The sequence below is a fragment of the Pseudomonas sp. NPDC087029 genome (assembly GCF_044745345.1).
In the GTDB taxonomy this organism is placed as follows: Bacteria; Pseudomonadota; Gammaproteobacteria; order Pseudomonadales; family Pseudomonadaceae; genus Aquipseudomonas; species Aquipseudomonas faucium.
Map to the genome: position 1 here is coordinate 433643 of NZ_JBIVAB010000003.1, position 25324 is coordinate 458966.

Annotated in this window: 21 protein-coding genes; 7 read left to right on the top strand and 14 right to left on the bottom strand. The window is 65.5% G+C overall.

The features are described 5' to 3' along the window. Positions 1-7: 7 nt before the first annotated feature. Both pgl and zwf read right to left on the bottom strand, forming a co-directional pair. Positions 8-721, bottom strand: a complete 714-nt coding sequence (pgl, locus tag ACIPG5_RS07885) for a 6-phosphogluconolactonase (protein ID WP_401374138.1) — start codon at positions 719-721, stop codon at positions 8-10. Then, positions 708-2177 carry a glucose-6-phosphate dehydrogenase gene (gene zwf, locus ACIPG5_RS07890; protein WP_176514678.1) on the bottom strand — a complete coding sequence of 490 codons (1470 nt, stop codon included), beginning with the start codon at positions 2175-2177 and terminating at the stop codon, positions 708-710. The genes pgl and zwf overlap by 14 nt, the downstream gene beginning before the upstream one ends. A gap of 211 nt (positions 2178-2388) precedes the next feature. Here zwf and hexR point away from each other — a divergent pair, with 211 nt between their 5' ends. After that, positions 2389-3252 carry a DNA-binding transcriptional regulator HexR gene (hexR, locus tag ACIPG5_RS07895; RefSeq protein WP_176514750.1) on the top strand — a complete coding sequence of 288 codons (864 nt, stop codon included), beginning with the start codon at positions 2389-2391 and terminating at the stop codon, positions 3250-3252. Here the strand turns inward: hexR and ACIPG5_RS07900 are convergent. The 11 genes from ACIPG5_RS07900 to edd all read right to left on the bottom strand — a co-directional run bounded on the left by ACIPG5_RS07900 (position 3245) and on the right by edd (position 16532). After that, a complete protein-coding gene (locus ACIPG5_RS07900; protein WP_236236834.1) occupies positions 3245-4099 on the bottom strand; it encodes a D-hexose-6-phosphate mutarotase in 855 nt (284 codons plus the stop codon). The two genes, hexR and ACIPG5_RS07900, sit on opposite strands and share 8 nt — an antisense overlap. Before the next feature lie 116 nt (positions 4100-4215). Further along, positions 4216-5559: a carbohydrate porin gene (locus ACIPG5_RS07905; protein ID WP_401374142.1), complete on the bottom strand. Its 1344-nt coding sequence runs from the start codon at positions 5557-5559 to the stop codon at positions 4216-4218. 41 nt (positions 5560-5600) lie between these two features. Beyond that, entirely contained in the window at positions 5601-6755 is a 1155-nt protein-coding gene (locus tag ACIPG5_RS07910; RefSeq protein WP_176514675.1) for an ABC transporter ATP-binding protein, read from the bottom strand. Between the two features lie 3 nt (positions 6756-6758). Beyond that, complete coding sequence (locus tag ACIPG5_RS07915; protein WP_176514674.1) at positions 6759-7598, bottom strand: carbohydrate ABC transporter permease; 840 nt, start codon at positions 7596-7598, stop codon at positions 6759-6761. Further along, a complete protein-coding gene (locus ACIPG5_RS07920) occupies positions 7591-8499 on the bottom strand; it encodes a carbohydrate ABC transporter permease (protein ID WP_176514673.1) in 909 nt (302 codons plus the stop codon). The genes ACIPG5_RS07915 and ACIPG5_RS07920 overlap by 8 nt, the downstream gene beginning before the upstream one ends. A gap of 134 nt (positions 8500-8633) precedes the next feature. Next, on the bottom strand, positions 8634-9920 hold the full coding sequence (locus tag ACIPG5_RS07925; RefSeq protein WP_401374146.1) for an ABC transporter substrate-binding protein: 1287 nt from the start codon (positions 9918-9920) through the stop codon (positions 8634-8636). Between the two features lie 103 nt (positions 9921-10023). After that, positions 10024-11247, bottom strand: a complete 1224-nt coding sequence (locus ACIPG5_RS07930; RefSeq protein WP_401374149.1) for an AGE family epimerase/isomerase — start codon at positions 11245-11247, stop codon at positions 10024-10026. Between the two features lie 182 nt (positions 11248-11429). Beyond that, positions 11430-12884, bottom strand: a complete 1455-nt coding sequence (locus ACIPG5_RS07935; RefSeq protein WP_401374151.1) for an ATP-binding protein — start codon at positions 12882-12884, stop codon at positions 11430-11432. Continuing rightward, a complete protein-coding gene (gltR, locus tag ACIPG5_RS07940; protein WP_286912050.1) occupies positions 12865-13590 on the bottom strand; it encodes a two-component system response regulator GltR in 726 nt (241 codons plus the stop codon). The genes ACIPG5_RS07935 and gltR overlap by 20 nt, the downstream gene beginning before the upstream one ends. Before the next feature lie 159 nt (positions 13591-13749). After that, the gene (locus ACIPG5_RS07945; protein WP_176514663.1) at positions 13750-14709 is read right to left on the bottom strand and encodes a glucokinase; all 960 of its coding nucleotides are present in this window, start codon (positions 14707-14709) and stop codon (positions 13750-13752) included. After that, entirely contained in the window at positions 14706-16532 is a 1827-nt protein-coding gene (edd, locus tag ACIPG5_RS07950) for a phosphogluconate dehydratase (RefSeq protein ID WP_314616373.1), read from the bottom strand. Before edd ends, ACIPG5_RS07945 begins: the two co-directional genes overlap by 4 nt. 264 nt (positions 16533-16796) lie before the next feature. Between edd and gap the strand changes: the two genes are divergently transcribed. From gap to ACIPG5_RS07980, 6 genes are all read left to right on the top strand, one after another. Continuing rightward, positions 16797-17798 (top strand): type I glyceraldehyde-3-phosphate dehydrogenase, encoded by a 1002-nt coding sequence (gene gap, locus ACIPG5_RS07955; RefSeq protein WP_401374154.1) that lies wholly within the window; start codon positions 16797-16799, stop codon positions 17796-17798. Positions 17799-18023: 225 nt separating this feature from the next. After that, positions 18024-18536, top strand: coding sequence for an RNA polymerase sigma factor (locus tag ACIPG5_RS07960; RefSeq protein WP_176514657.1), 513 nt, complete (start codon positions 18024-18026; stop codon positions 18534-18536). A 90-nt stretch (positions 18537-18626) separates the two neighbouring features. Continuing rightward, positions 18627-19589 (top strand): FecR domain-containing protein, encoded by a 963-nt coding sequence (locus tag ACIPG5_RS07965; RefSeq protein ID WP_176514655.1) that lies wholly within the window; start codon positions 18627-18629, stop codon positions 19587-19589. 125 nt (positions 19590-19714) lie between these two features. Continuing rightward, complete coding sequence (locus tag ACIPG5_RS07970) at positions 19715-22303, top strand: TonB-dependent receptor (protein WP_401374158.1); 2589 nt, start codon at positions 19715-19717, stop codon at positions 22301-22303. 206 nt (positions 22304-22509) lie between these two features. After that, positions 22510-23103 (top strand): biliverdin-producing heme oxygenase, encoded by a 594-nt coding sequence (locus ACIPG5_RS07975; RefSeq protein WP_176514651.1) that lies wholly within the window; start codon positions 22510-22512, stop codon positions 23101-23103. A 53-nt stretch (positions 23104-23156) separates the two neighbouring features. Further along, positions 23157-23570: a YbaN family protein gene (locus ACIPG5_RS07980; RefSeq protein WP_176514649.1), complete on the top strand. Its 414-nt coding sequence runs from the start codon at positions 23157-23159 to the stop codon at positions 23568-23570. On the opposite strand, the gene arcD is transcribed toward ACIPG5_RS07980, so the two are convergent. Continuing rightward, positions 23550-24977 carry an arginine-ornithine antiporter gene (gene arcD, locus ACIPG5_RS07985; protein ID WP_176514647.1) on the bottom strand — a complete coding sequence of 476 codons (1428 nt, stop codon included), beginning with the start codon at positions 24975-24977 and terminating at the stop codon, positions 23550-23552. The two genes, ACIPG5_RS07980 and arcD, sit on opposite strands and share 21 nt — an antisense overlap. Between the last annotated feature and the right edge of the window lie 347 nt (positions 24978-25324).

The following is a 25324-nucleotide window of genomic DNA, read 5'->3' on the forward strand; positions in this document are numbered from 1 at the left end:
CCTTGGCTCATGGGCACCAGTAGATGTCCAGGGGGTCGTGAAGAAAGGCGCGAATCGGCATTTCGGTAATATCGTTGCCCGCCAGCGCGGCGCGCAGGGTAGCGAGTTTGCCCGGGCCTTGCACGGACAGCGCGATGAAGCCAGCGCTGGCCAGCAGCGAACGGGTCATCGACAGGCGCTGGTGCGGCACGCTCGGCGCCAGCATCGCCAGGCAGCGGCGCTGGCTGTCGCGCGCCAGGCCCTCGGCCAGGTTGGGGCTGCTGGGGAACAGCGACGCGGTATGGCCATCGTCGCCCATGCCCAACACCAGCACATCGATGGCTGGCAGCGCGGCCAGCGCCTGGTCGGCGCCCAGCGCGGCTGCATCGAGGCTCTCGGCCTGGCGGTAAAGGCCAAGGAAACGCGCCTTGGCCGCCGCCCCCTTGAACAGGTGGCGGGCCAGCAGGCCGGCGTTGCTGTCGGCGTGTTCCACCGGCACCCAGCGCTCGTCGGCCAGGCTAACGGTCACCTTCGGCCAGTCCAGCACCTCGGTAGCCAGCTGTTCGAGAAACGGCACCGGGCTACGGCCGCCCGACAGCACCAGGCACGCCTGGCCCTTGGCACTGATCGCCGCGCGCAGGCGCTCGGCCACATCACGCGCCAGGGTCGTCGATAGCGCCTTGGCGTCAGCCAGTGCATGCGCCTTCACGCTTGCCGGCAATTTCAGCTCAGATATCCCCATACCACGCCCTCCCATCACGTGTGATCAATGCAATCGAACTCATTGGCCCCCAGGTGCCCGCCGCATACGGCTTGGGGGCATCGCCCGCGTTGCGCCAGCCGGCGATGAGCTGGTCGCACCACTTCCAGGCGTACTCGATCTCATCCTTGCGCACGAACAGGTTCTGGTTGCCACGCATCACTTCGAGCAGCAAGCGCTCGTAGGCATCCGGAATCCGCGCAGTACGCCAGGTGTCGGAAAAATTCAGTTGCAGCGGCCCGCTGCGCAGCTGCATGCCCTTGTCCAGGCCCTGCTCCTTGGTCATCACCCGCAAGGAAATGCCCTCGTCCGGTTGCAGGCGGATGATCAGCTTGTTGCCGATCTGCAGGCGCTGCTCGGGGGCGAAGATGTAGTGCGGTGTTTCCTTGAAGTGGATGACGATCTGCGAGAGTTTCTGCGGCATGCGCTTGCCGGTGCGCAGGTAGAACGGCACGCCGGACCAGCGCCAGTTGCGGATGTCGGCGCGCAGGGCGACGAAGGTTTCGGTGTCGCTCTGGGCGTTGGCGTTGTCTTCCTCGAGGTAGCCGGGCACCGCCTTGCCGTCGCTGTAGCCGGCAATGTACTGGCCGCGCACCACGCGGGTGCTCAGGCCGTCGCCGGTGATCGGCGCCAGCGCCTTGAGCACCTTGACCTTCTCGTCGCGGATGCTGTCGGCCGAGAGGTCGCTGGGCGGGTCCATGGCGATCAGGCACAGCAGCTGCAGCAGGTGATTCTGGATCATGTCGCGCAGTTGCCCGGCCTTGTCGAAGTAACCCCAGCGGCCTTCGATGCCGACCTTTTCGGCCACGGTGATCTCCACGTGGGAAATCGAATTCTGGTTCCACTGGGTTTCGAACAGGCTGTTGGCAAAGCGCAGGGCGATCAGGTTCTGCACCGTCTCTTTGCCCAGGTAGTGGTCGATGCGGTACACCCGGCTTTCCGGGAAGAAGCGCGCCACCGCATCGTTGACCCGGCGGGACGACTCCAGGTCGTGGCCGATGGGCTTTTCCAGCACCACCCGGGTGCGTGCGGCGAGGCCCGCCTTGTCGAGGTTTTCGCAGATCGCGCCATACACCGCGGCGGCGGTGGCGAAGTAGGCGATCAGCGGCTGCTCGCCGGGAGCCTGCTCGGCCAGGGCCTGGTAGCCCTCTGGCTGGAGGAAGTCCAGGTGCTGGTAACGGAGGCGGGCGAGAAAACGCTCCAGCGCCGCAGGCTCCAGGTCGGCGTCGGCGACGTGCCGGCGCAGGTGGGTTTCGATGGTAGCCAGATGCTCCTGGGCACTGCCGGCCTCGCGGGCCAGGGCCAGCAGGCGGGTATCGGCGTGCAGCAGGTGGGCGCGGTCGAGCTGGTAGAGCGCAGGAAACAGCTTGCGCAATGCCAGGTCGCCCAGGGCGCCAAACAGGGCAAAGGTGCAAGGTTCGACACTGATCGCAGCCATGATGTTGGTTCTTTCCTAAAGTTGGTCTAGGAATACCGCTTTCACATACGGTTTTCAAGGAATAATGTAGTAAAAACCACAACATTACACACAAAGGTTACAGACAAGTGGTGCGCCACCCGCACCAACAGTACGATACATGACCCTGCAAAAAGCCTGCTGCTCCGTCAGCCGGCTGTCTTCCCGACCCAAGGACATCCCCATGGACCGCGTGCGAAACCTCCTGGAGCAGATCCAGGGACGCCTCGACGAGCTGAATAAGGCCGAACGCAAAGTCGCCGAAGTCATCCTGCTCAACCCGCAACAAGCCACCCGCTTCAGCATTGCCGCGCTGGCCCAGGCGGCCAAGGTCAGCGAGCCGACCGTCAACCGCTTCTGCCGCTCGTTCGGCGTCAACGGCTACCCGGAGCTCAAGCTGCAACTGGCGCAGAGCCTGGCCAGCGGCGCGGCCTACGTCAGCCGTGCGGTGGAAGCCGACGATGACCCGGCGGCCTACACCCAGAAAATCTTCGGCAGCGCCATCGCCTCGCTCGACGCCGCCTGCCAGCAACTCGACCCGCAGCAGGTCAGCCGCGCCGTGGACATGATGATCCAGGCCCGGCAGATCCACTTCTTCGGCCTCGGCGCTTCGGCGCCGGTGGCGCTGGATGCCCAGCACAAGTTCTTCCGCTTCAACCTGGCGGTGTCGGCCCACGCCGACGTGCTGATGCAGCGCATGCTGGCCTCGGTGGCCCACACCGGCGACCTGTTCGTGATCATCTCCTACACCGGGCGCACCCGCGAACTGGTCGAGGTGGCGCGCCTGGCGCGGGAAAACGGCGCCTCGGTGCTCGGCCTCACCGCCGCTGGCTCGCCGCTGGCCCAGGCCTGCAGCCTGAGCCTGCATATTCCGCTGCCCGAAGACACCGACATCTACATGCCGATGACCTCGCGGATCATCCAGCTCACCGTGCTCGACGTGCTGGCCACCGGCATGACCCTGCGCCGTGGCGTGGACTTCCAGCCGCACCTGCGCAAGATCAAGGAAAGCCTCAACGCCAGCCGTTACCCGATCGAGGACGACGAACTCAACTGAGCCGGTGCGCCTGCAGCCGCAAATGGGCGCGCTGCCCCGGCGCCAGGCTCAGGCCCTCGCCGCTGCCGCTGGCCGCCTCGACGCAGACGAAGCCCTGGCTCTCGCGCCCGCTCACGCCCATCAACGGGCGGTTGCCGGGGTGCCAGACCACCGTGTCGTCGCTGTCGCCGGTGTCGATGCACAGCTCGCGCTGCCAGGCCGGGTCCTGCAGCTGCACCCGTGGCGTGCCCGGGTAGACCTTCTGGCAGCCGCCCTTGAGCTTCAAGGCGCCACCCTCGCGGCAGGCCTGGCGGTTGAGGCGGTCGTAGCCTTCGATGTCTTCCAGCCCAGACAGCGCTATCTCGGCAACGTCACTGATACGCCAGTAGGCCAGCAGCGCATGGCTCAGCTGGCACGGCTCGCTGTCCTGGTGCTCGGTGCTCAGGCTCAGCTCCATGCGGCTGCCCAGCCGGGCCTGCAGGTCGACCTGCCAGTCGCACAGGTCCAGGCGCCACTTCAGGGTCACGCCCTCCTCGTCCTCGCGGCTGTCCACCAGCTTCCAGTCCAGCAGCCGAGCCCAGCCATGGGCCGGCCACAAATCTTCGCTGGGGTGGCGGCCATACCAGGGCCAGCACACCGGCACGCCCCCGCGGATCGCCCCCACCTGCGGCCACTGCTCGGCGCACCACAGCCACGGCCGCTCCCCAGCCGGCTGAAAGTGCAGCAGTTGCGCGCCCTGGCGGCTGAACACCGCCTGGCAACGGGGGTGATCGATGATCAGCACATCGCGCTGCTGGTAACGCTCCCACTCGAACGTCGGCCTGGGCCGTTGCGAGGAAAAGAAGCGATGTAGCGGATGTTCGGGCATGGTTCCAAGCTCTTGTTGTTTGAGATAGCGCTGTCTCGGCCTATCCCCGACAACCACTGCAAGCCAGTGGATGCCGGGAGCCGAATTGGATTGGCGTAAATTTACAACAAATCGGCTTAGAAAGACGACTGAATCTTCAGGCCGGCGACCAGCGCGTTGTCCACCTCGTCGACCCCGCCCGGGCTCTTGATGTACTGCAGGTTGGGCCGCACGGTGAGCCAGTTGGTGACGTGGAAGCCGTAGTAGAGCTCGGCGTTGTATTCGGTGCGCTGCAGCGGTACGAAACCTGCGTCGTCGTAGTCGCTGATTCCGCTCTGGGCATTGAGCAGCTCGGCCCGTTTCTTCACGTCGTCGTTGACGTGAATGCGCGCCACGCCGAAGCCGATATCGTCCTTGGGCCGGGCATCGAACGCGCCCTTGTACACCAGGCCGACCTGCTGGTAGTTGTCGACCACGTTGGTGGCCTTGTCGTGCACGGTGAAGTTGGCGAACAGGCTCAGGCCGCGGTTGACGTCGCCGCCATGGGCCGTGACCTGCTGCTGCGCCACCACCCACCAGCCGTGCTTGCTCGAATGCGACTTGAAGTCTGCGCCGCTCAGCGCCTGTGGGTTGCCGTTGACATCGTCATACACGTCATCGGCCTTGGCCGTGCTGTAGTAGTAACCCAGGCGGTATTCGCCCGGCAGGTCGTTGACCTTGGGCGACCAGACCATTTCCACCGGCAGGATCGCGCCCTTGGTGCCGCTGCCGCTGAGCTTGAAGCCATTGCCGGTTTCCAGGTTCGAGGGGTTCTGCTCGAACGCGCCAACCTGGACGAAGAACTCCGGCGTGATGTTGTACTTGACCCGCAGCGCCCATTGGCTGACCGGCCAGTTGTACCAGATGCCGCCCACCCAGTTGCCCACCTGCGAGCCGCAGAAGGCCAGGTTCTGGAAGTCGCAGGGGAAGCTGTTGAAGTCCTCGCCCTCGCCGAAGCGGCCGAATTTCATGTCCAGCGCGCCGTCGAAGTACTTCTGCTTGACCCACATCTGCGTCAGCCGCCAGGTCTGGCCGCGGCCCCACACCTCCTGCACCGAGCTGAACTGCCCGGCACGCGGGTCGCTGATGCGGTCGTTGGACAGGTTGCGCCCGCTGCGCTCGGTGATCGCCAGCTTGAACTCGGCATCGTGCCACCCGAGGATCTTCTGCAGGTCCAGGTGCGCGCCGAGGGCGAACTGGTCGCTGTAGCGGGCGGTCTTGTCGTCGTTGTAGCCGCCATTGAGGTTGCCGGCCACTTCTCCTACATAGTCGAGGGTGAAGTCGTAGCCCTTTTCCAGCAGTTCGGTGCGGGCGCCACCCCAGTCGCCGGTCATCCATTTCGACTCGCTGGAAAAGGCCTCGGCAGCCTGCACGCCGCTGCTGCCGACCGCAGCGAGCAACGCCAACGAGCCCAAGGTCCTGATGCGATTGCGCTGTTCCATCCCTTTGCGTCCTCTTTTTTCTTATTGATGGTGTAGACGATTCAACGGCTCTTGAAGTGAGCCACGTTGTCCTTCACTGCCGCGTTGCCATTGCCCAGGCCCAGGCGTTCGCCGCTGGCGGCGTCGAACAGCAGCACCCGCGCCGGGTCGAACTGCAGGTGCAGGCTGTCACCGACCCGGCACGCCACATCCGGCGCCAGGCGGCAGCAGACCTTGGTCTGGTTGAGGGTGACGAACACCAGCAGGTCCGGCCCGGTGGGCTCGGTAACCTGCACCTCGGCGCGAATGCCCGGCAGGCCATTGCCCTCCCCCGTGCCCAGGGTGATCTGCTCCGGGCGGATGCCGAGGATGATTTCCCGGCCCTCCAGCCCTTCGCCGGCCACCCCCAACGGCAGCTCGCAACGGGCCTGGCCGCTGTCGAGCAGGGCCAGCAGGCGCCCGTCCTGCTTGCTCAGGCGCACTGGAATGAAGTTCATCGGCGGCGAGCCGATGAAGCTTGCGACGAACTGGTTGGCCGGGTCGTTGTAGATCTGCTGCGGGGTGCCGAACTGCTGGATGATGCCGTCCTTCATCACCGCTACCTTGTCGCCCAGGGTCATCGCCTCGATCTGGTCGTGGGTGACGTACACCGTGGTGGTCTTCAAGCGCTGGTGCATCAGCTTCATTTCGGTGCGCATCTCGACCCGCAGCTTGGCGTCGAGGTTCGACAGCGGTTCGTCGAACAGGTAGATCTTCGGCCGCCGCGCCAACGCCCGGCCCATGGCCACCCGCTGCTGCTGGCCACCGGAAAGCTGCGCCGGCTTGCGCGCCAGCAGGTGCTCGATCTGCAGCAGCTTGGCCACCCGCGCCACTTCCTCGTCGATCGCCGCCTGCGGCAGTTTGCGGATCTTCAGGCCGAACTCGATGTTCTCGCGCACGCTCATGGTCGGGTACAGCGCGTAGGACTGGAACACCATGGCGATGTCGCGATCCTTGGGGCTCATGCCGCTGACGTCCTGCTCGTCGATCAAAATCGCGCCGCCGGTGATGTTCTCAAGCCCGGCGATGCAGTTCATCAGGGTCGATTTGCCGCAGCCCGACGGGCCGACCAGGATCAGGAACTCGCCATCCTTGATCGACAGCTGGATGTCCTTGAGGGTGTCCGGCAGGCCGCTGCCGTAAGTCTTGTTCACATTGCGAAGTTCAAGCGTTGCCATGTCTTACCCCTTGACGGCGCCGGCGGTGAGGCCGCGCACGAAATACTTGCCTGCCACCACGTAGACCAGCAGGGTTGGCAGGCCGGCGATCATCGCCGCCGCCATGTCGACGTTGTATTCCTTGGCCCCGGTGCTGGTGTTGACCAGGTTGTTCAGGGCCACGGTGATCGGTTGCGAGTCGCCACTGGAAAACACCACGCCGAACAGGAAGTCGTTCCAGATCTGGGTGAACTGCCAGATCAGGCAGACCATGATGATCGGGGTCGACATCGGCAGGATGATGCGCCGGAAGATGGTGAAGAACCCCGCGCCATCCAGGCGCGCCGCCTTGACCAGCGCCTCGGGCACGCTGACGTAGAAGTTGCGAAAGAACAGCGTGGTGAATGCCAGGCCGTAGACCACGTGCACCAGCACCAGGCCTTCGGTGGTGCTGGCCAGGCCCAGCTTGCCGAGGGTGAACGAGGCCGGCAGCAGCACGGTCTGGAACGGCAGGAAGCAGCCGAACAGCAGCAGCCCGAAGAACAGCTGCGAACCGCGAAAACGCCACATCGACAGCACGTAGCCGTTCAGCGCGCCGATGGCGGTGGAAATCAGCACCGCCGGCACGGTGATCATGATCGAGTTCCAGAAGTAGCCGCTGACCGTGTCCCAGGCCTTGGCCCAGCCGATGCCGGTGAACACCGCCGGCCAGCTCAGAAGGTTGCCGCTGCTGATGTCTTCCGGGGTCTTGAAGCTGGTCAGCAGCATCACCACCAGCGGCACCAGGTACAGCAGCACCGCCGCCAGCAGCACGGCGTAGATGGCAATGCGGCTCAGGCTGATTCTTGCAGCAGGGCTATGCATGGCGTTTGCTCCGCAGCTCCGAGTACAGGTAAGGCACGAGGATCGCCAGGATCGCCCCGAGCATGAGGATGGCGCTGGCCGAGCCCATGCCCATCTGGCCGCGGCTGAAGGTGAACGAGTACATGAACATCGCCGGCAGGTCGGAGGAGTACCCCGGGCCCCCTGCGGTCATCGCCGCCACCAGGTCGAAACTCTTGATGGCAATGTGCGAGAGGATCATCAGCGAACTGAAGAACACCGGGCGCAGGCTGGGCAGCACCACCTTCCAGTAGATGCGCGGCAGGCTTGCGCCGTCGATCTGTGCGGCGCGGATGATTGAAGGGTCGACCCCGCGCAGGCCGGCGAGGAACATCGCCATGATGAAGCCCGAGGCCTGCCACACGGCCGCGATCACCAGGCAGTACACCACCCGGTCGGGGTCGATCAGCCAGTCCAGGCGAAAGCCCTCCCAGCCCCAGTCGCGCAACAGCTTGTCCAGGCCCATGCCGGGGTTGAGCAGCCACTTCCAGGCGGTACCGGTGACGATCATCGACAGCGCCATGGGGTAGAGGTAGATCGTGCGGATGAAGCCTTCGCGGCGGATGCGCTGGTCGAGCAGCACCGCCAGCAGCACGCCGATGGCCAGGCTGATGGCGATGAACAGGCCGCCGAACAGCAGCAGGTTCTTGCTCGCCACCCACCAGCGGTCGTTGTCGAACAGCCGGGCGTATTGCGCCAGGCCCGCCCACTTGTAGGTGGGCAGGAAGGTCGAGGTGGTGAAGGAGAGGACGAAGGTCCACAGGATGTAGCCGTAGAAGCCCACCAGGACGATGAACATGCTCGGCGCCAGCACCAGTTTCGGTAGCCAGCGCTGCAGCGCGTCCAGGGGGGAGGCCCGCAGGCGGGCGGTAGCTGTGGTCATGGAGTGAATACCTGGGGCCTGGGCGGCCCTTTGGGTTGTCGGTACTGGCCTCATCGCCGGCAAGCCGGCTCCCACAAGGAAGCCGATGGGGTAGCTGTGGGAGCCGGCTTGCCGGCGATGAGGCCGTCAGCGCTTCACTTGGCCGCCTTGACCGCCGCCGCCAGCTGCTTGGCCGCCTCGGCCGGGTCGGCCTTGGGGTCGTTGATGTAGTTGGTCACCACATCGAAGAACGCGCCCTGCACGGCCAGCGTGGTGGCCATGTTGTGCGCCATGCTCGGCTGCAGGCCGCCATTCTTGGCATCGGCCAGGAAGTCCTTGGCGGAAGTCTGGGCGCAGGCGTCGAAACCGTACTTGCCCATGTCGGCGAGCATGTCGTTGCGCACCGGGATCGAGCCCTTGTTGGTGCTGAAGACTTTCTGGAAGTCCTGGCCCAGCACCTTGCGCGCGATGTCCTGCTGGCCCGCGGCAGTGCCCTTGTCGTTCTGCTTGAACACCACCAGCGAGTCGATGTTGTAGAGGAAGGCCTGATCGGTACCAGGGAAGGCCACGCACTGGTAATCCTTGCCGGCGACCTTATTGGCCAGGGTCCACTCGCTCTTGGCCCAGTCACCCATGATCTGCATGCCGGCCTTGCCGTTGATGACCTTGGCCGCTTCCAGGTTCCAATCCTGGCCCTTGCCGTCCGGGTCCATGTAGGTGGCGACCTTCTTCAGCTCGGTCAGCGACTTGACCATCTGCGGCCCTTTGAGCGTCGCGTCGTCGAGCTCGACCAGGGCTTTCTTGTAGCCGTCCACGCCCATCACCGAGAGCACCACGCTTTCGAACACGGTGCTGTCCTGCCAGGGCTGGCCACCGTGGGCGAGCGGGATGAAACCGGCGGCCTTGAGCTTGTCGGCGGCGGCATAGAATTCGTCGAGGGTGGTCGGCGCCTTGTCGATGCCGGCCTTCTTGAACACTTCAGGGTTGATCCACAGCCAGTTGATGCGGTGGATGTTCACCGGCACGGCGACGTAGTCACCCTCGTACTTCACGGTGTCGGCGACCTTCTTGTCGAGCAGCGTGTCCCACTTTTCTTCCTTGGCCACATCCTTGAGCACATCGCTGTCGAGCAGGCCGGTGGCCGCCCAGTCCTGGATATCCGGGCCCTTGATCTGCGCCACGCCCGGCGGGTTGCCGGCCACTGCGCGGCTCTTGAGCACAGTCATCGCGGTGGCGCCGCCGCCACCGGCGACCGCGCCGTCCTTCCAGGTGAAGCCATCGCCCTCGACCTGCTGCTTCAGCACATCGACGGCGGCCTTTTCACCGCCGGAGGTCCACCAGTGCACCACCTCGACGCTGCCTTTGGAGTCGGCAGCCAGGGCACTGAGCGGGAAGACGGAGGCAAGGGAGATCGCGGCAGCGAGACGGAGCGTGGAATTCATCGGAGTACCTTTCTTGTTGTTATGCGGGCAAGTCTTTCGCTTGCATGGCATGGAGTCTAAACAGGGTGCTCGCAGCGTCTGGTAACGAAGCGATGCGTGAATGTCATCGTCTGGTTACATTGCGCGCCAAGGCCGAAGCCAGGCTGGGCGCCAGCGCCACACCGGGCAGCAGCACGGCCTGGTAGGCATGGTAGAGGTCCCGTTTGCCGGCCCAGAGGGTGGCGGCGGGCTGGTTTGTTGGGTCGAGCTGGTGATGCCAACTGCCGGCGCTGCGGTCGATGAAGTGGCGATCGATGAACTGCCAGAAGCGCTGGTACCAGAGTGCGTAGGGTTGCTCGCCAGTGCGCCGCAGCAGGGCTGCAGCCGCAGCGCAGGCTTCGGCATGCACCCAGTGCAGGCGCTCGCGCACCAGCGGCCGATTGTCCCAGCCCAGGGTGTAGACCAGGCCTTGCCCGCCATCGACGTTCCACGCCAGCCGGCACGCGCTGTCGAACAGGCCGCGGGCACTGCTCAGCAGCCACTGCGGCGAAGGCAGCCCGGCCTGGTGCCGCGCCGCTTCCAGGTGCAGCAATAGGCGCGCCCATTCGAAGGCGTGGCCTGGGGTGGTGCCATAGGGGCGGAAGGGGTCGGCCGGGCGGTCGCGGTTGTAGTCGGGCAAGGGTTGCCAGTGCGCGTCGAAATGCTCGATCACGCGGTAATCGTTGTCGGCGGCGTGGCGCTGGATGATCCGCTCGGCGATGCGCAGGGCGCGCTCCAGCCAGCGGCTGTCGCCAGTGACATCGGCCAGGGCCAGGAAGGCCTCGGTGGCGTGCATGTTGCTGTTGGCGCCGCGGTAGGCCTCGGGCTGTTGCCAGTCAGCCGCGAACGACTCGCGCAGCGCGCCCTCCTCTTCGCTCCAGAAATGCGCCTCGATGACCCGGATCGCATCTGCCAGCAAGCCTTGCGCGCCATCGGCGCGGGCGACCACGGCGGAGCTGGCGGCCAGGGCGACGAAAGCATGCAGGTAGGCCGCCTTGCGCGAGTCGCCCGCCCCGAACGGAGTGGCGAACCAGCCGCCATTGCGGGCATCGTGCAGCGGCCCATGCAAGGCCGCCACGCCATGTTCCACCAGGGCCAGGCAAGCGGGCTCGCCGCGCAGGTGGGCCAGGGCGAAGCTGTGGGTCATGCGGCTGGTGATGAGGGTTTGGGCAGTGGCCGCCGCTGGCAGCTCGCCGTGGCAGCCGAGGCCGGCAAAACCCAGGGGCACCCGCGAGCCCTTGGCGAATGCCAGCAGGCGCTGGCCTTCAGCCTGGAGCCAGGGCTCGGTGGGGAAATCCAGGGGGACCATGTACGGCTTCATCCATGCCAGAGGTGTGCAAAGTCTAGCCAGCCATCCAGACGGGAATGTCACGAAGGCGGGGGGCTGTGTCACCGAGTGGTGACATTCGTGGCCCTATCGCCGGCAAGCCGGCTCCCACAGAGTGCGGGCTGTTTGTGGGAGCCGGCTTGCCGGCGATGGGGCCAGCAGCTTCAATCGACCCCTCGCGGCAGGCACAAGGTCACCCGCAACCCACCCTCGCGCAAGTTCAGCAAGCTCACCTCGCCGCCATGGCTGTGGGCGATGTTGCGCGCGATGCCCAGGCCCAGCCCGTACCCCTGCTGCTGCCCAGCCAGCCGAAAGTGCGGCTCGAACACCTGCTCCAGGCGCTGCTGCGGCACCCCCGGCCCCTGGTCATCGACCTGCAGCACGAAGGCGTCGGCGCTGTCGATGATGCGCAGGCGGGCGCGCTCGCCATACTTGATGGCGTTGTCGATCAGGTTGCCGATGCAGCGCCGCACCGCCAGCGGCTTGCCTGGGTACGGCGTCAGGGCCTTGCCTTCGACCGTGATGCGGCCGTCGCCCAGGTAAGGCTCGGCGAGGATGTCCAGCACCTGGTTGAGGTCGATCGGCTCGATGTTCTCGTGGATGTCGGTGTCCTTCACGCACTGCAGCGCGCCTTTGACCAGCAGCTCCAGCTCGTCCAGGTCCTGGCTGAACTTGGCCTGCAGGCGTTCGTCCTCCAGCAGCTCCACGCGCAGCCGCAAGCGCGTGATCGGCGTGCGCAGGTCATGGGAAATCGCGCTGAACAGTTGCGAGCGTTCGGTGAGGTAGCGGCTGATGCGCTCGCGCATGCTGTTGAAGGCACGCGCTACCTCGACCACCTCGCTGCCACCGCCTTCGGCCACCGGCGCCACCTCGGCGCCCAGCGACAGCTCCCGCGCAGCCCGGGCCAGGCGCTTGAGCGGCCAGCTCTGCCAATGCACCAGCAGGCCGATGAACAGCAGCAGCAAGGCGGTGGTCAGCACGATGAACCCGAGCTGCTGGCGCGGCAGGCGCTCGGCCTCGAGGCTGGTATAGGGCGCGGGCAGCAACGAGGCGATGTACAGCCATTCGCCCTCGCCCAGGCGGATCTGGGTGACCAGCACCGGCGGGTTGAGCGGCTCCAGGGTCAGCGAATAGTGCGCCCAGGAGCGCGGCAATTCGTCGAGCTTCAGGCCGCTGTTGAAGATGCGCAGGTCATCGGGGGCGACGAACTCCACCGAGATGTCCATCTGCGCGCCCAGGCGCTGGCGCAGCACCTGCTCGAACACCTCGATGACCGCCTGCTTGCGCGGCGTGATGGGCAATACCGGCATGTCCAGCGGCTTGTCGTTGAGCGAGACGAAAAAGCGCGTGCCGCCCATGCTGCGCAACTGGTCCAGGACCATCGGCCGATATGCCACCGGCAAGGAGCGGAAGTAGCTGACGCTGGCACTCATGGAATGGGCCAGGCTGCTGGCGCTGGCGCGCAAGCCCTGCAACTGGCTGGCGCGCAATTGGGAAACCCAGATCACGCTGGACAGGCCCTGGGCCAGCAACACCACCAGCAGGGTCAGCAGCAGCATGCGCCCCAGCAGCGAGCGTGGCAGCAGGCGCCAGCGCCGCTCAGCTCGCGCAGCAGACATGCGCCGCCAGGAGGTAGCCACTGCCGCGCACGGTGCGGATCAGCCGAGGGGGTTTGGCGGTATCACGCAGGCGTTGGCGCAGGCGGCTGACCGCCATGTCGACGATGCGGTCCAGCGGCATCGGCTCGCGACCTCGGGTGGCGTTGCCGATGGTGTCGCGGTCGAGGATCTGCTGCGGGTGGTCGAGAAACAGCTTGAGCAGGGCGAAGTCGGCGCCCGAGAGGATCACCTCTTCACCGTCACGGTGGAACAGGCGGTGGCTGACCGTGTCCAGGCGCCAGTCGTCGAAGGCCAGCACGGCGCTGGCCGGCGCGGCCTGGCCGAACTCTGCGCGGCGCAGCAGGGCCTTGATCCGCGCCTGCAGTTCGCGGGGGCTGAACGGTTTGCCCAGGTAGTCGTCGGCGCCCAGTTCCAGGCCGATGACGCGGTCGGCTTCGTCGGAGCTGGCCGTCAGCATGATGATCGGCACCCGCGACTGGCGCGGGTGCTGGCGCACCCAGCGGCACAGGCTGAAGCCATCTTCATCGGGCAGCATCACATCGAGGATGACCAGGTCGCACGGGGTGCTTTCCAGCGCCCGGCGAAAGCCCTGGCCGTCGGCTTCGGCATGCACCTGCAGGCCGCAGCGGCTCAAGTAGGTTTGCAGCAGCTCGCGAATTTCCTGGTCGTCGTCGACCATCAGGATCGATTTACCGGCAGTGCTCAAGGTGTCCCGCCCTCTTGTTATTGTCACAGGTCTTGGTTGCCTGCTGTGCATTGGGGCTGCTTTGCAGCCCTTTCGCGACACAAGGCCGCTCCTACAAGCGACCGCGATCCCCTGTAGGAGCGGCCTTGTGTCGCGAAAGGGCCGCAAAGCGGCCCCCTTTCAATGATCCAACGCCTGCTGCAACGCCACCCCAGCGCCCAGCAACCCGGAAAACTCCGCCGTCACCAGCCACACCGGCACGCCGGCAAAGTAGCCACTCATGCAGCCCTTGTCGGCAAAGCTTGCAGCAAAGCCACTGCGCAGGAACAGTTCGGCAAAGCGCGGAATCACCCCGCCAACAATATAGACCCCACCCCGCGCCCCCAGCGTCAGCACATTGTTGCCGGCCACCCGGCCGAGGAAGCGGCAGAACTGCTCGACCACCGCCAACGCCCGTGGCTCGCCGTTCAAGGCCGCATCGGTAATCTGTGCTGGGGTCTTGTGCCGCGGGGTATCACCGTCCAGCGCACACAGGGCCTGGTACAGGCGCACCAGGCCGCCGCCGCTGAGCACCGTCTCGGCGCTGACATGCCCGATCTGCTGGTGAATCTGCTGATGGATCGCCGCCTCGCGGGCATTGCCCACCGGCAGGTCGACATGCCCGCCCTCGCCCGGCAAGGCCTGCCAGCGCTGCTCGCCCAGGCGCAGCAGGCTGCCGACGCCAAGCCCGGTGCCCGGGCCGATCACCAGCGCCGGCCGCACGGGGTCGGCCTGGCCGGGGCACACTTCGCGAAATTCGCCCGGCTGCAGGCGGGTCATGCCCAGGGCCATGGCCGAGAAATCGTTGATCAGCAGCAGCTGCTCGACCTGCAAGGTCTTGCAGAAGGCGCTGCGGCTCAGCCGCCAGTGGCTGTTGGTAAAGCGAAATTCATCGCCATCGACCGGCCCAGCGACTGCCAGGCACACCGCCGACAAGCCACCGCGGGCGATGCCCTGGTCATCCAGGTAAGCCTCGATGGCCTGCTCGGGGCTGGTGTAGTCCGCCGTGGCGAATACCTTCACCTCATGCAGCTGGTTGCCACGCCACAAGGCAAAACGGGCGTTGGTGCCACCGATGTCGCCAACCAGCAAGTCCTTCATTTGAGGTTCTCCAGGGCTGAGGTGAAGGCGCTGGCACCCTGCTCTGCCGGGCTGAACGCCATGCGCATGAAGCCGAACAGCTCGCGGCCACAACCCAGGTCGTTGCCCTGGGGCGGTGCCGGCAGGTCGCGGCTGGCCAGCTCATCGGCCGAGACCATCACCTGCAGCGTACCTTCGACACCATCGACGCGCACGATATCGCCGTCGCGCACCCGCGCCAGCGGGCCACCGTCGAAGGCTTCGGGGCACACGTGGATGGCTGCCGGGATCTTGCCCGAGGCGCCAGACATGCGCCCGTCGGTCACCAGGGCCACCTTGTAGCCGCGGTCCTGCAGCACGCCGAGGAACGGCGTTAGCTTGTGCAGCTCGGGCATGCCGTTGCAACGCGGCCCCTGGAAGCGCACCACGGCAACGAAGTCGCGCTCAAGCTCGCCGGCCTTGAACGCATCGGCCAGCGATTGCTGATCGTTGAAGATGCGCGCCGGCGCTTGCACCACCTGGTGCTCGGCGGCCACGGCAGACACTTTCATCACGCCACGGCCGAGGTTGCCTTCCATCACCCGCAGGCCGCCTTCGGCCGAGAATGGCCGCGACACCGGACGCAGGATGCTCTCGTCCAGGCTCTGCAGCGGGCCTTCGCGCCACACCAGCTTGCCGTTGTCGAGGAACGGCTCCTGAGTGTAGCGGCGCAGGCCGTGGCCGGCCACGGTGTTGACGTCTTCGTGCAGCAGCCCGGCATCGAGCAGCTCGCGGATCAGGAAGGCCATGCCGCCTGCCGCCTGGAAGTGGTTGATGTCGGCCTTGCCGTTGGGGTAGACGTGGGACAGGGTCGGCACCACCTCGGAGAGGTCGGCCATGTCCTGCCAGGTGAGCTGGATGCCAGCGGCCTGGGCAATCGCCGGGATGTGCAGGGTGTGGTTGGTCGAGCCGCCGGTGGCGTGCAAGGCCACGATCGAGTTGACCAGCGCCTTCTCGTCGACGATCTCGCCCAGGGGCATGAAGCTGCCGCTGGCCTTGGTCAGGCGCGTGACCTGCTGCGCGGCCTCGGCGGTGAGGGCATCGCGCAAGGGGGTATACGGGTTGACGAACGAGGCGCCGGGCAAGTGCAGGCCCATCACTTCCATCACCAGCTGGTTGGTGTTGGCAGTGCCATAGAAGGTGCAGGTGCCGGGGCTGTGGTAGGACTTCATCTCCGACTCCAGCAGCTCCTCGCGGCTGGCCTTGCCCTCGGCATAGCGCTGGCGCACATCGGCCTTCTGCTTGTTGGAGATGCCCGACACCATCGGCCCGCCGGGCACGAAAATGGTCGGCAGGTGGCCGAAGCGCAGGGCGCCCATCATCAGCCCGGGGACGATCTTGTCACAGATGCCGAGCATCAGCGCGGCATCGAACATGTTGTGCGACAGCGCCACGGCGGTGGACATGGCGATCACTTCGCGGCTGGCGATGGCCAGCTCCATGCCGGGCTCGCCCTGGGTCACGCCATCGCACATGGCCGGCACGCCGCCGGCGAACTGGCCGACCGAGCCGACCTCGCGCAGCGCCTGTTTGATCTGTTCGGGGAAATGCAGGTAGGGCTGGTGGGCCGAGAGCATGTCGTTGTAGGCCGAGACGATGGCCACGTTGGCCGCGTTCATCAGCCGCAGGCTCTGCTTGTCGTCGGCGCCACACCCGGCCACGCCGTGGGCGAAGTTGGCGCATTGCAGGCTGGCCCGCATGGGTCCGTCACTGGCCGCGCCGCGAATCAGCTGCAGGTAGCGTTCACGGGTGGCACGGCTGCGTTCGATCAGCCGCTGGGTGACCTCAAGGATGCGCGGGTGCATGTACTGGACTCCAGGCTAACGATTAGGGCGGCTTAGCGGGCATTTCCCCTCCAAACGATTGCGACCTAGGCTCAAGGTTAAGGGCCTGGTGCATCGACGGAGGCGGCTCACCCGACCGCTCGTTGTATATTTAAACAAAATACTGCCAGCAAAAAGGCTTGTTTTCTATCGCTCAGTGAATAATCTTGTAATTCCAACAACAAAACCGTTTCAGTGAAGCTACTTTGTGCCACAGGTTTCACTCCGACTGCCAGAGGTACTGCCATGACCCTACGCATCGCCATCAACGGATTCGGCCGCATCGGGCGCAACATCCTGCGCGCACTGTATACCCAAGGCTACCGCCAGGACCTGCAGGTCGTCGCCATCAATGACCTGGGCGACAGCGCGATGAACGCCCACCTGCTCAAGTTCGACAGCGTGCACGGCATTTTCGCTGCATCGGTCGAGGCCGATCATGAAAGCCTGACGGTGGACGGCGATCGCATTGCCGTGAGCGCCATCCGCAACCCGGCCGAACTGCCCTGGAAGGCCGAGGCGATCGATGTGGTGTTCGAATGCACCGGCTTGTTCACCGACCGCGCCAAGGCGGCCGCGCACCTGGCTGCGGGGGCTGGCAAGGTGATCGTCTCGGCGCCGGCCAAGGGCGCCGACGCCACGGTGGTGTATGGGGTCAACCATGACGTGCTGCGTGCTTCGCACCAGGTCATTTCCAGCGCCTCCTGCACCACCAACTGCCTGGCACCGATCGCCCAGGTGCTGCACCGCGAGTTCGGCATCGAGCAAGGGCTGATGACCACCATCCATGCCTACACCAACGACCAGGTGCTGACCGACGTCTACCACAGCGACCCCTACCGGGCCCGCTCCGCCACCCAGTCGATGATCCCGAGCAAGACCGGCGCCGCCGAGGCCGTGGGCCTGGTGCTGCCGGAGCTGGCCGGCAAGCTCACCGGCATGGCGGTGCGGGTGCCGGTGATCAACGTGTCGCTGGTCGACCTCACCGTCAACCTCAAGCGCGAGGCCACCGCCGAGCAGGTCAACCAATTGTTCCAGGAGGCCAGCCTGCACTCCAAGGTGCTCGGTTACAACGCCTTGCCGCTGGTGTCGTGCGACTTCAACCACAACCCGCTGTCGTCGATCTTCGATGCCAACCACACCCGCGCCAACGGGCGGATGCTCAAGGTGCTGGCCTGGTACGACAACGAGTGGGGGTTCTCCAACCGCATGCTGGATAACTGCCTGGCGCTGTGCAGCGCCCGCTGATAGCGCGTCGGCCTGGTTGTAGGAGCGGCCTTGTGTCGCGAAAGGGCTGCGCAAGCAGCCCCAGGATATCTGCAGCGCAGCAGGAATCTGGGGCCGCTGCGCAGCCCTTTCGCGACACAAGGCCGCTCCTACAGACAATCTTTACCTTTTCCTAACACTTCCAGGCTTGACCTGCAGGCAAGATGATAAGCATTATCATTCACCTTTCGTCGGCCAGGTCACCCCGTGAGTCAGTCCCGGTTCAACTCCGTCTTCCTCGTCCAGCGCCTTTCCCTGCTGCGCACCCTGCAGCGCATGGTGGGCAACCCCAGCACTGCCGAGGACCTGCTGCAGGAAACCTACCTGCGGGTTTCCCGTGCCCTCGGCGAGCGGCCCATCGAGCACCTCGAACCCTTCGTGTTCCAGACCGCCCGCAACCTGGCCCTGGACCACCTGCGCACGCGCCGCGTGCAAGCGCGCATGCTGGTCGACGATGTGCCCGACGAGGTGCTGCACAATGTGGCGGCGCCGCTGAGCAGCAGCGAAGACGCCGCCCATGCCGAGCAGTTGCTCAAGCACCTGAGCGTCAGCCTCAACCAGCTGACCGAGCGCCAGCAACGGATCTTCATCCTCAGCCGCCTGCATGGCGCCAGCTACCTGGAAATCGCCGAACAACTGAAGGTTTCGGCCAGCACGGTACAGAAGGAACTGAAACTGATCATGGCCATCTGCATGGGCGTGGCCGATCGCCTCAAATGAGCCGACCGTTGGCCGCCTGGATAGGCCGAAACCCTTGCCACGCCCCGCCTTAGCCTTGATCATTCGAAAAAATCCATTCAAGGACTCACCGTGACCGACAGCCCCGCCCCTCGCCCGCCTGCTGCCGGGCCCGACGCCCGTGCCCGTGCGATGAGCGAGGCGCTGGACTGGCTCGTGCGCCTGCAATGCGCCAGCGACGCCGACACCCTGGCGTTCGAGCAGTGGCTCAGCGCGGCGCCGGAAAACGCCGAGGCCTATGTCGAGGCCGAGGCCCTGTGGAACGGCACGCCACTGCGCCAGGCCGCCACCCAGATGCACCAGGGCCGGCGGCGCTCCGTGCGCGGGCGCCTGCGCAGCCATTGGAAACCGCTGGCCACTGCCGCCGTGCTGCTGGTCGGGCTGTTCACCTTCGGCAACCTGCCGGTGCGCCTGCAGGCCGACCACCTGACCGTGGTTGGCGAGCGCCAGCGCCTGCAGCTGGACGATGGCGCCAAGGTGCTGCTCAACACCAACTCGGCGTTCGCCAGCGACCTGCGCGAAGGCCGCCAGGTGGCGCGCCTGCTGCAGGGCGAGGCGTACTTCCAGGTAACGGGCGCTGCGCAACTGCCGCTGGAGGTGCAGGCCGGGCCGCTGCGCGCGCAGGTGCGCGACACCGACTTTGCCGTGCGTTACCTCGATGGCGAGGCGCAGGTGCGCGTGCAGCGCGGTGACGTCGACCTGCAGGCCGCCAGCGACCAGCGCATCCGCCTCAGCGCCGGCGACAGCATCAGCGTCGGCCCGCAGGGCTTCGGTGAGCGCCAGCGCCCCGACATGCACAAGGACCTGGCCTGGGTCGAAGGCCGCCTGGTGTTCGAGAACTGCCCGCTGAGCCAGGTGCTGGCCGAAGTGCGCCGCTATTACCCCGGCTGGATCATCAACCGCAACGGCCACCTCGACGACATGGCCGTGACCGGCAACTACCGCCTCGACCAGCCCCTGGAGACCTTGCGCGCCCTGGCGCACATCACTTCCGCGCAGCTTCACGAATACCCCGCCGTGGTCATCCTCAACTGACCTGAAATTATTTTTACGCGATCGCGCTGCCCCGTCCGTCTCGTTATAGCCAATGCAACTGATTCTTGTTTGAAAACGAGAACAGTCATCACCTATAACAGTTCGCGCGTCAGGGAGCGCTTTCGATGTCCACAGGTCCAACTCGCCCGTCCACCCTTCCCCGCCGCACAGGGCAATTGTCCCTGCTGACGCTGGCCCTGCTCGCCAGCGGCGCCTGCAGCCTGCCGGCGCTGGCCGCAGAACCGGCCCAGGCCAGCAGCCCGCGCATGGGCGACTACCGCTTCAGCATCGCCCAACAGCCGCTGGTCGAGGCGATCAACGCCTTCAGCCAGGTCACCGGCTGGCAGGTCGGCTTCAGCGCCGAGCTGGCCGACGGCGTGGCGTCCCCTGGCGTGCAGGGTTCGCTGCCGCCGGAGGCCGCGCTCAAGCGCCTGCTGCAAGGCACGGGCCTGGGCTACCGGAAGATCAGCAACGGCAACGTGGTGCTCGAGCGCCAGTCGGCGGGCAACGCCATCGCCCTGCAGCAGATGACCGTCAGCGCCACCCGCAGCGCCCAGGACGTAAGCCAGGTGCCGAGCACCGTGAGCGTGCAGACCCGCGAGCAACTGGACCGGCAGAACGTCAACAGCATCAAGGAACTGGTGCGTTACGAGCCCGGCGTGTCGGTTGGCGGCGTCGGCCAGCGCAGTGGCCTGAACGGCTACAACATCCGCGGCATCGACGGTGAGCGCATCCTGACCCAGGTCGACGGCGTGTCGATCCCCGACAGTTTCTTCTACGGCCCCTACGCCCAGACCCAGCGCAACTACGTCGACCCGGAAATCGTCAAGCGCGTGGAAATCCTCCGCGGCCCGGCCTCGGTGCTGTACGGCAGCAACGCCATCGGCGGCGCGGTGAGCTATTTCACCCTCGACCCGGACGACATCATCAAGCCCGGCAAGGACGTGGGTGCGCGCCTGAAGACCGGCTACAGCTCGGCCGATGAGAGCTGGCTGACCTCGGCCACCGTGGCCGGCCGCCAGGGCGACTTCGACGGCCTGCTGCACCTGAGCCAGCGCAACGGCCACGAGACCGAGTCCTATGGCGAGCACGGCGGCACCGGCCTTGGCCGTACCGAAGCCAACCCCGAGGATGTGCGCACCACCAACGTGCTGGCCAAGCTGGGCTGGAACTACGCCGACGACGCGCGCCTGGGCTTGACCTACGAGCGCTACAAGGATGACCGCGACCAGAACATCCTCAGCGCCGTGGGCGGCCCGTTCATTCCAGGCTTCGGCGCCATGAACTCCTACCGCATGCGCCAGGGCAACGACACCGTCACCCGCGAGCGCTTCGGCATCAACCACGAATTCGGCCTCGACAGCCTGGTCGCCGACCACGTGAAATGGAGCCTGAACTATCAGATCGCCAAGACCGACCAGCGCACCGACGAGCTGTATGTGGCCTCGGGGCGCCAGGTCATGCGCGACCGCCAGACCACCTACAAGGACCGCCAATGGGTATTCGACGCCCAGCTGGACAAAGCCTTCAGCCTCGGCCAGACCGACCACCTGCTGACCTACGGCACCACCCTCAAGCATGAGGAAGTGACCGGTTCGCGCAGCGGCTCCGGCACCTGCGTGGCGGTTGGCGGTGGCTGCAGCGCCATCGGCCAGGACAGCCCGCGCGACGGCCAGGCGCTGGTCAGCGACTTCCCGGACCCGACCGTCAACACCTACAGCCTGTTCGTGCAGGACGAGATCCGCTGGAACAACTGGACCTTCCTGCCAGGCGCCCGTTACGACTACACGCGCATGGAGCCGAAATTCACCGACGAATTCCTGCGCGGCATCCAGGGCACGGGCACCGCGCCCAGCGAGCTGGACGACTCGGACAAGAAGTGGCACCGCGTGTCGCCCAAGCTCGGCATCACCTACGCCTTCAACGACAACTACACCTGGTACGGCCAGTACGCCGAAGGCTTCCGCACGCCGACCGCCAAGTCGATGTACGGCCGCTTCGAGAACCCGGGCCTGGGCTACAGCGTACGCGGCAACCCGAACCTGGAGCCGGAAAAGAGCAAGAGCTACGAAACCGGCCTGCGCGGCAACTTCGATGCCGGTAACTTCAGCGCGGCGGTGTTCTATAACAAGTACCGCGACTTCATCGACGAAGACGCCGTGCAGTCGGCCAACCTGGGCACCACCTTCCAGGCCAACAACATCAAGCACGCCACCATCAAGGGTGCCGAGGTCAAGGGCCGCCTCAACCTCGACCACTTCGGTGCGCCGCAGGGCCTGTACACCCAGGGTTCGATCGCCTATGCCAACGGGCGCAACGATGACAACGGCCAGCCGCTGAACAGCGTCAACCCGCTGACCGGCGTGTTCGGCCTGGGCTATGAGCAGCCGAACTACGGCGGCTTGCTGAGCTGGACCCTGGTCAAGCGCAAGACCCGCGTCGATGACACCACCTTCTACGCCCCCGACGGCGCCAGCTCGCAGTTCCGCACCCCCGGTTACGGCGTGCTGGACCTGAGCGGCTTCTACAAGGTGACCGACGATGTGACGGTGAACGCCGGGCTCTACAACCTGACCGACAAGAAGTACTGGCAGTGGGATGACGTGCGCGGCTACGACGGCCAGGGAGAAGCGGCTGTGACCCAGCCGGCCAACCTCGACCGCCTGACCATGCCGGGGCGCAACTTCGCCATCAATGTGGTGTGGGATATCTGATGTGAGCTGATCCGTTCTGGCCTCATCGCCGGCAAGCCGGCTCCCACAGGTGCAGCACAGGTTTCGAATACTGTGCAGTTCCTGTGGGAGCCGGCTTGCCGGCGATGAGGCCAGCACAAACACCACAAGGCCACAGTTTTTTTACTGTCCCCGTCCCGCTGTTTCGTCTTGTCACTAGACGCCCTCATTTTCCAAGGACCCACCCCATGACCGACCGCCCAGCCCTGCGCTCGCAACGCCTCAACCAGGTCACCCACGCCCCTCACACCGAACTCGACGCCCTGGTCAAATCGCACAAGCCGTTCGACAGCCGCGAAAGCTTCGCCCGCTTCGTCGTCGCCCAGTACCTGTTCCAATCCGAACTGCAGGCCCTGTACAACGACCCGCAACTGATCGCCATCGTCCCGGACCTCGCCGAGCGCTGCCGCGCCGAACAAGCCCGCCTGGACCTCGCCGACCTGGATACCGAAGTGCCGGCCGCAGTACCCGGCGCACTGCACACGCCAAGCCTGGGTGAGGCATTGGGCTGGATCTTCGTCTCCGAAGGCTCCAAACTGGGCGCTGCGTTTCTGATCAAGCGCGCCGTGGCGCTGGAATTGTCCGACAGTTTCGGTGCCCGCCACCTCGGCGAACCGGCCGGTGGCCGTGCCGAAGGCTGGAAGCAGTTCACCCGTATCCTCGATGGCCTGGCGCTGTCGGCCGAAGAAGACGCTGCTGCCGAACGCGGTGCAGTCGCCGCCTTCGAGCGCTTCACCGAACTGCTCAAGCATGCCTACGCCGCGGACGCCGCGCTGGCCTGACACGCATCACCCGGCCGCCCCTCCGGTGGCCGGACGTTTTACGCAGTGAGACCATGACCCGACCTGCCCGCTCGAAACTGACGCGCCTGCTGTACGGCATCCTGGCTTACGTGAGCCTGGGCATCGGCCTGGTGGCGATCGTCATCCCCGGCCTGCCGACCACCGAATTCATCCTCCTTGCCGCCTGGGCCGCGACCCGCAGCTCGCCACGGCTGTCGGCCTGGCTGGAGAACCACCGGCTGTTCGGGCCGATCCTCTACAACTGGCGCAATGGCAAGGTGATCCAGCGCCGGGCCAAGGTCAGCGCGACGATCAGCATGCTGCTGTGCGCAGGCCTGATGCTGACCTTCCTCGAGCACCACTGGCCGGTGTTCCTGGCCATTGCCGGCATGACCCTGGGCAACCTGTGGATCTGGTCGCGCCCGGAGCGGGCATGCCCTGCCGGGTCACAGGCTCAGCAGCCCTGAATACAGCAAGTAGGCCGCCAGCGCAGCGCCAGCCAGCACCGCCGCGAAGATCAGCTTTTCCCAGGTGGTGAACAAAGGCTGGCCCTGCTCGCGCTTGGCCCGGGCGAACAGGATGACCCCGGGGGCATACAGCAGCGCCGACAGCAGCAGGTACTTCAGCCCACCGGCGTACAGCAGCCACACCGCATACACCAGTGCCACCGACGCCACCAGCAGGTCCTTGCGCCGCAGCGCCGGCTGCCCGGCGTAGCTTTCGCCGCGCACCGCCAGCAGCACCGCATAGGCTGCCGACCATAAATAAGGCACCAGGATCATCGACGAGGCCAGGTAGATCAGGCTGGTGTAGGTGCCCGCCGACACCAGGGTGATCAGCAGGAAGCCCTGGATCATGCAGTTGGTCAGCCACAGGGCGTTGGCCGGCACGTGGTTGGCGTTTTCCTTGGCCAGAAAGCGCGGCATGGTCTTGTCCCGCGCCGTGGCATACAGGATTTCGGCGCACAGCAGCGCCCACGACAGCAGCGCACCGAGCAGCGAGATGGCCAGGCCGACGCTGATCAGCAAGGCGCCCCAGGGCCCGACAATGTGCTCGAGCACCGTGGCCAGCGACGGGTTCTGCAGCCCGGCCAGCTCCGGCTGGGTCATCACCCCCAGCGACAGCACGTTGACCAGCACCAGCAGCGCCAGCACGCCGATGAAGCCGATCACCGTGGCCTTGCCCACGTCCGAACGGCGCTGCGCCCGCCCCGAGTACACGCTGGCGCCTTCGATACCGATGAACACGAACACCGTCACCAGCATCATGTTGCGCACCTGGTCCAGCACATTGCCGAATTGCGGGTTGCTCAGGCCCCAGATATCGCGGGTGAAGATGTCGGCACGGAAGGCAAAGGCAGCGATGACGATGAAGATCAGCAGCGGCACCACCTTGGCCACGGTGGTCACCTGGTTGATGAACGCCGCCTCCTTGATGCCGCGCAGCACCAGAAAGTGCACCGCCCACAGCAGCAGCGACGCGCAACCGATGGCGACCGGCGTGTTGCCCTCGCCGAACACCGGAAAGTAGAAGCCCAGGGTGCTGAACAGCAGCACGAAGTAGCCGACGTTGCCCAGCCAGGCGCTGATCCAGTAGCCCCAGGCCGAGGAAAAGCCCATGTACTCGCCAAACCCGGCCTTGGCATAGGCGTATACGCCTGAGTCCAGCTCAGGCTTGCGGTTGGCCAGGGTCTGGAACACGAAGGCCAGCGCCAGCATGCCCACCGCGGTGATGCCCCAGCCGATCAGCACGGCACCGACGTCGGCGCGTGCTGCCATGTTCTGCGGCAGCGAGAAGATCCCGCCGCCGATCATCGAACCGACCACCAGCGCGATCAATGCACCAAGGCGCAATTTCTGTCCTGGTTCGCTCATGGAGATCTTTTTTCCTGTGTTGTCATGCAGTTGAAACAGCCGAGAAGGCCATATGAATAGCGCGTTCTTATATATCCGAGGGTATTTGTGACAGGCTGCTCATAACTGCTTTGTCTATCAACCCTACCTGTGAAAATTAGCAGCATCCGAGCAACTAGAAAAGAAACTGATAAAACTCAATATTCTTGTGAAAAATTTGCGAAAGCGACAAAAGCGTCTAGCTTCAGACATCGCAGGTGTAACAGAGCGTTTGCTCTAGTAGTACATGGAGGTGCCAGCGCACAAGGCCTGCGGCAGAGCGGTTGGCACTCTCCGGGAGCCCGGGTGTGGGAAATTTCCTACATTTC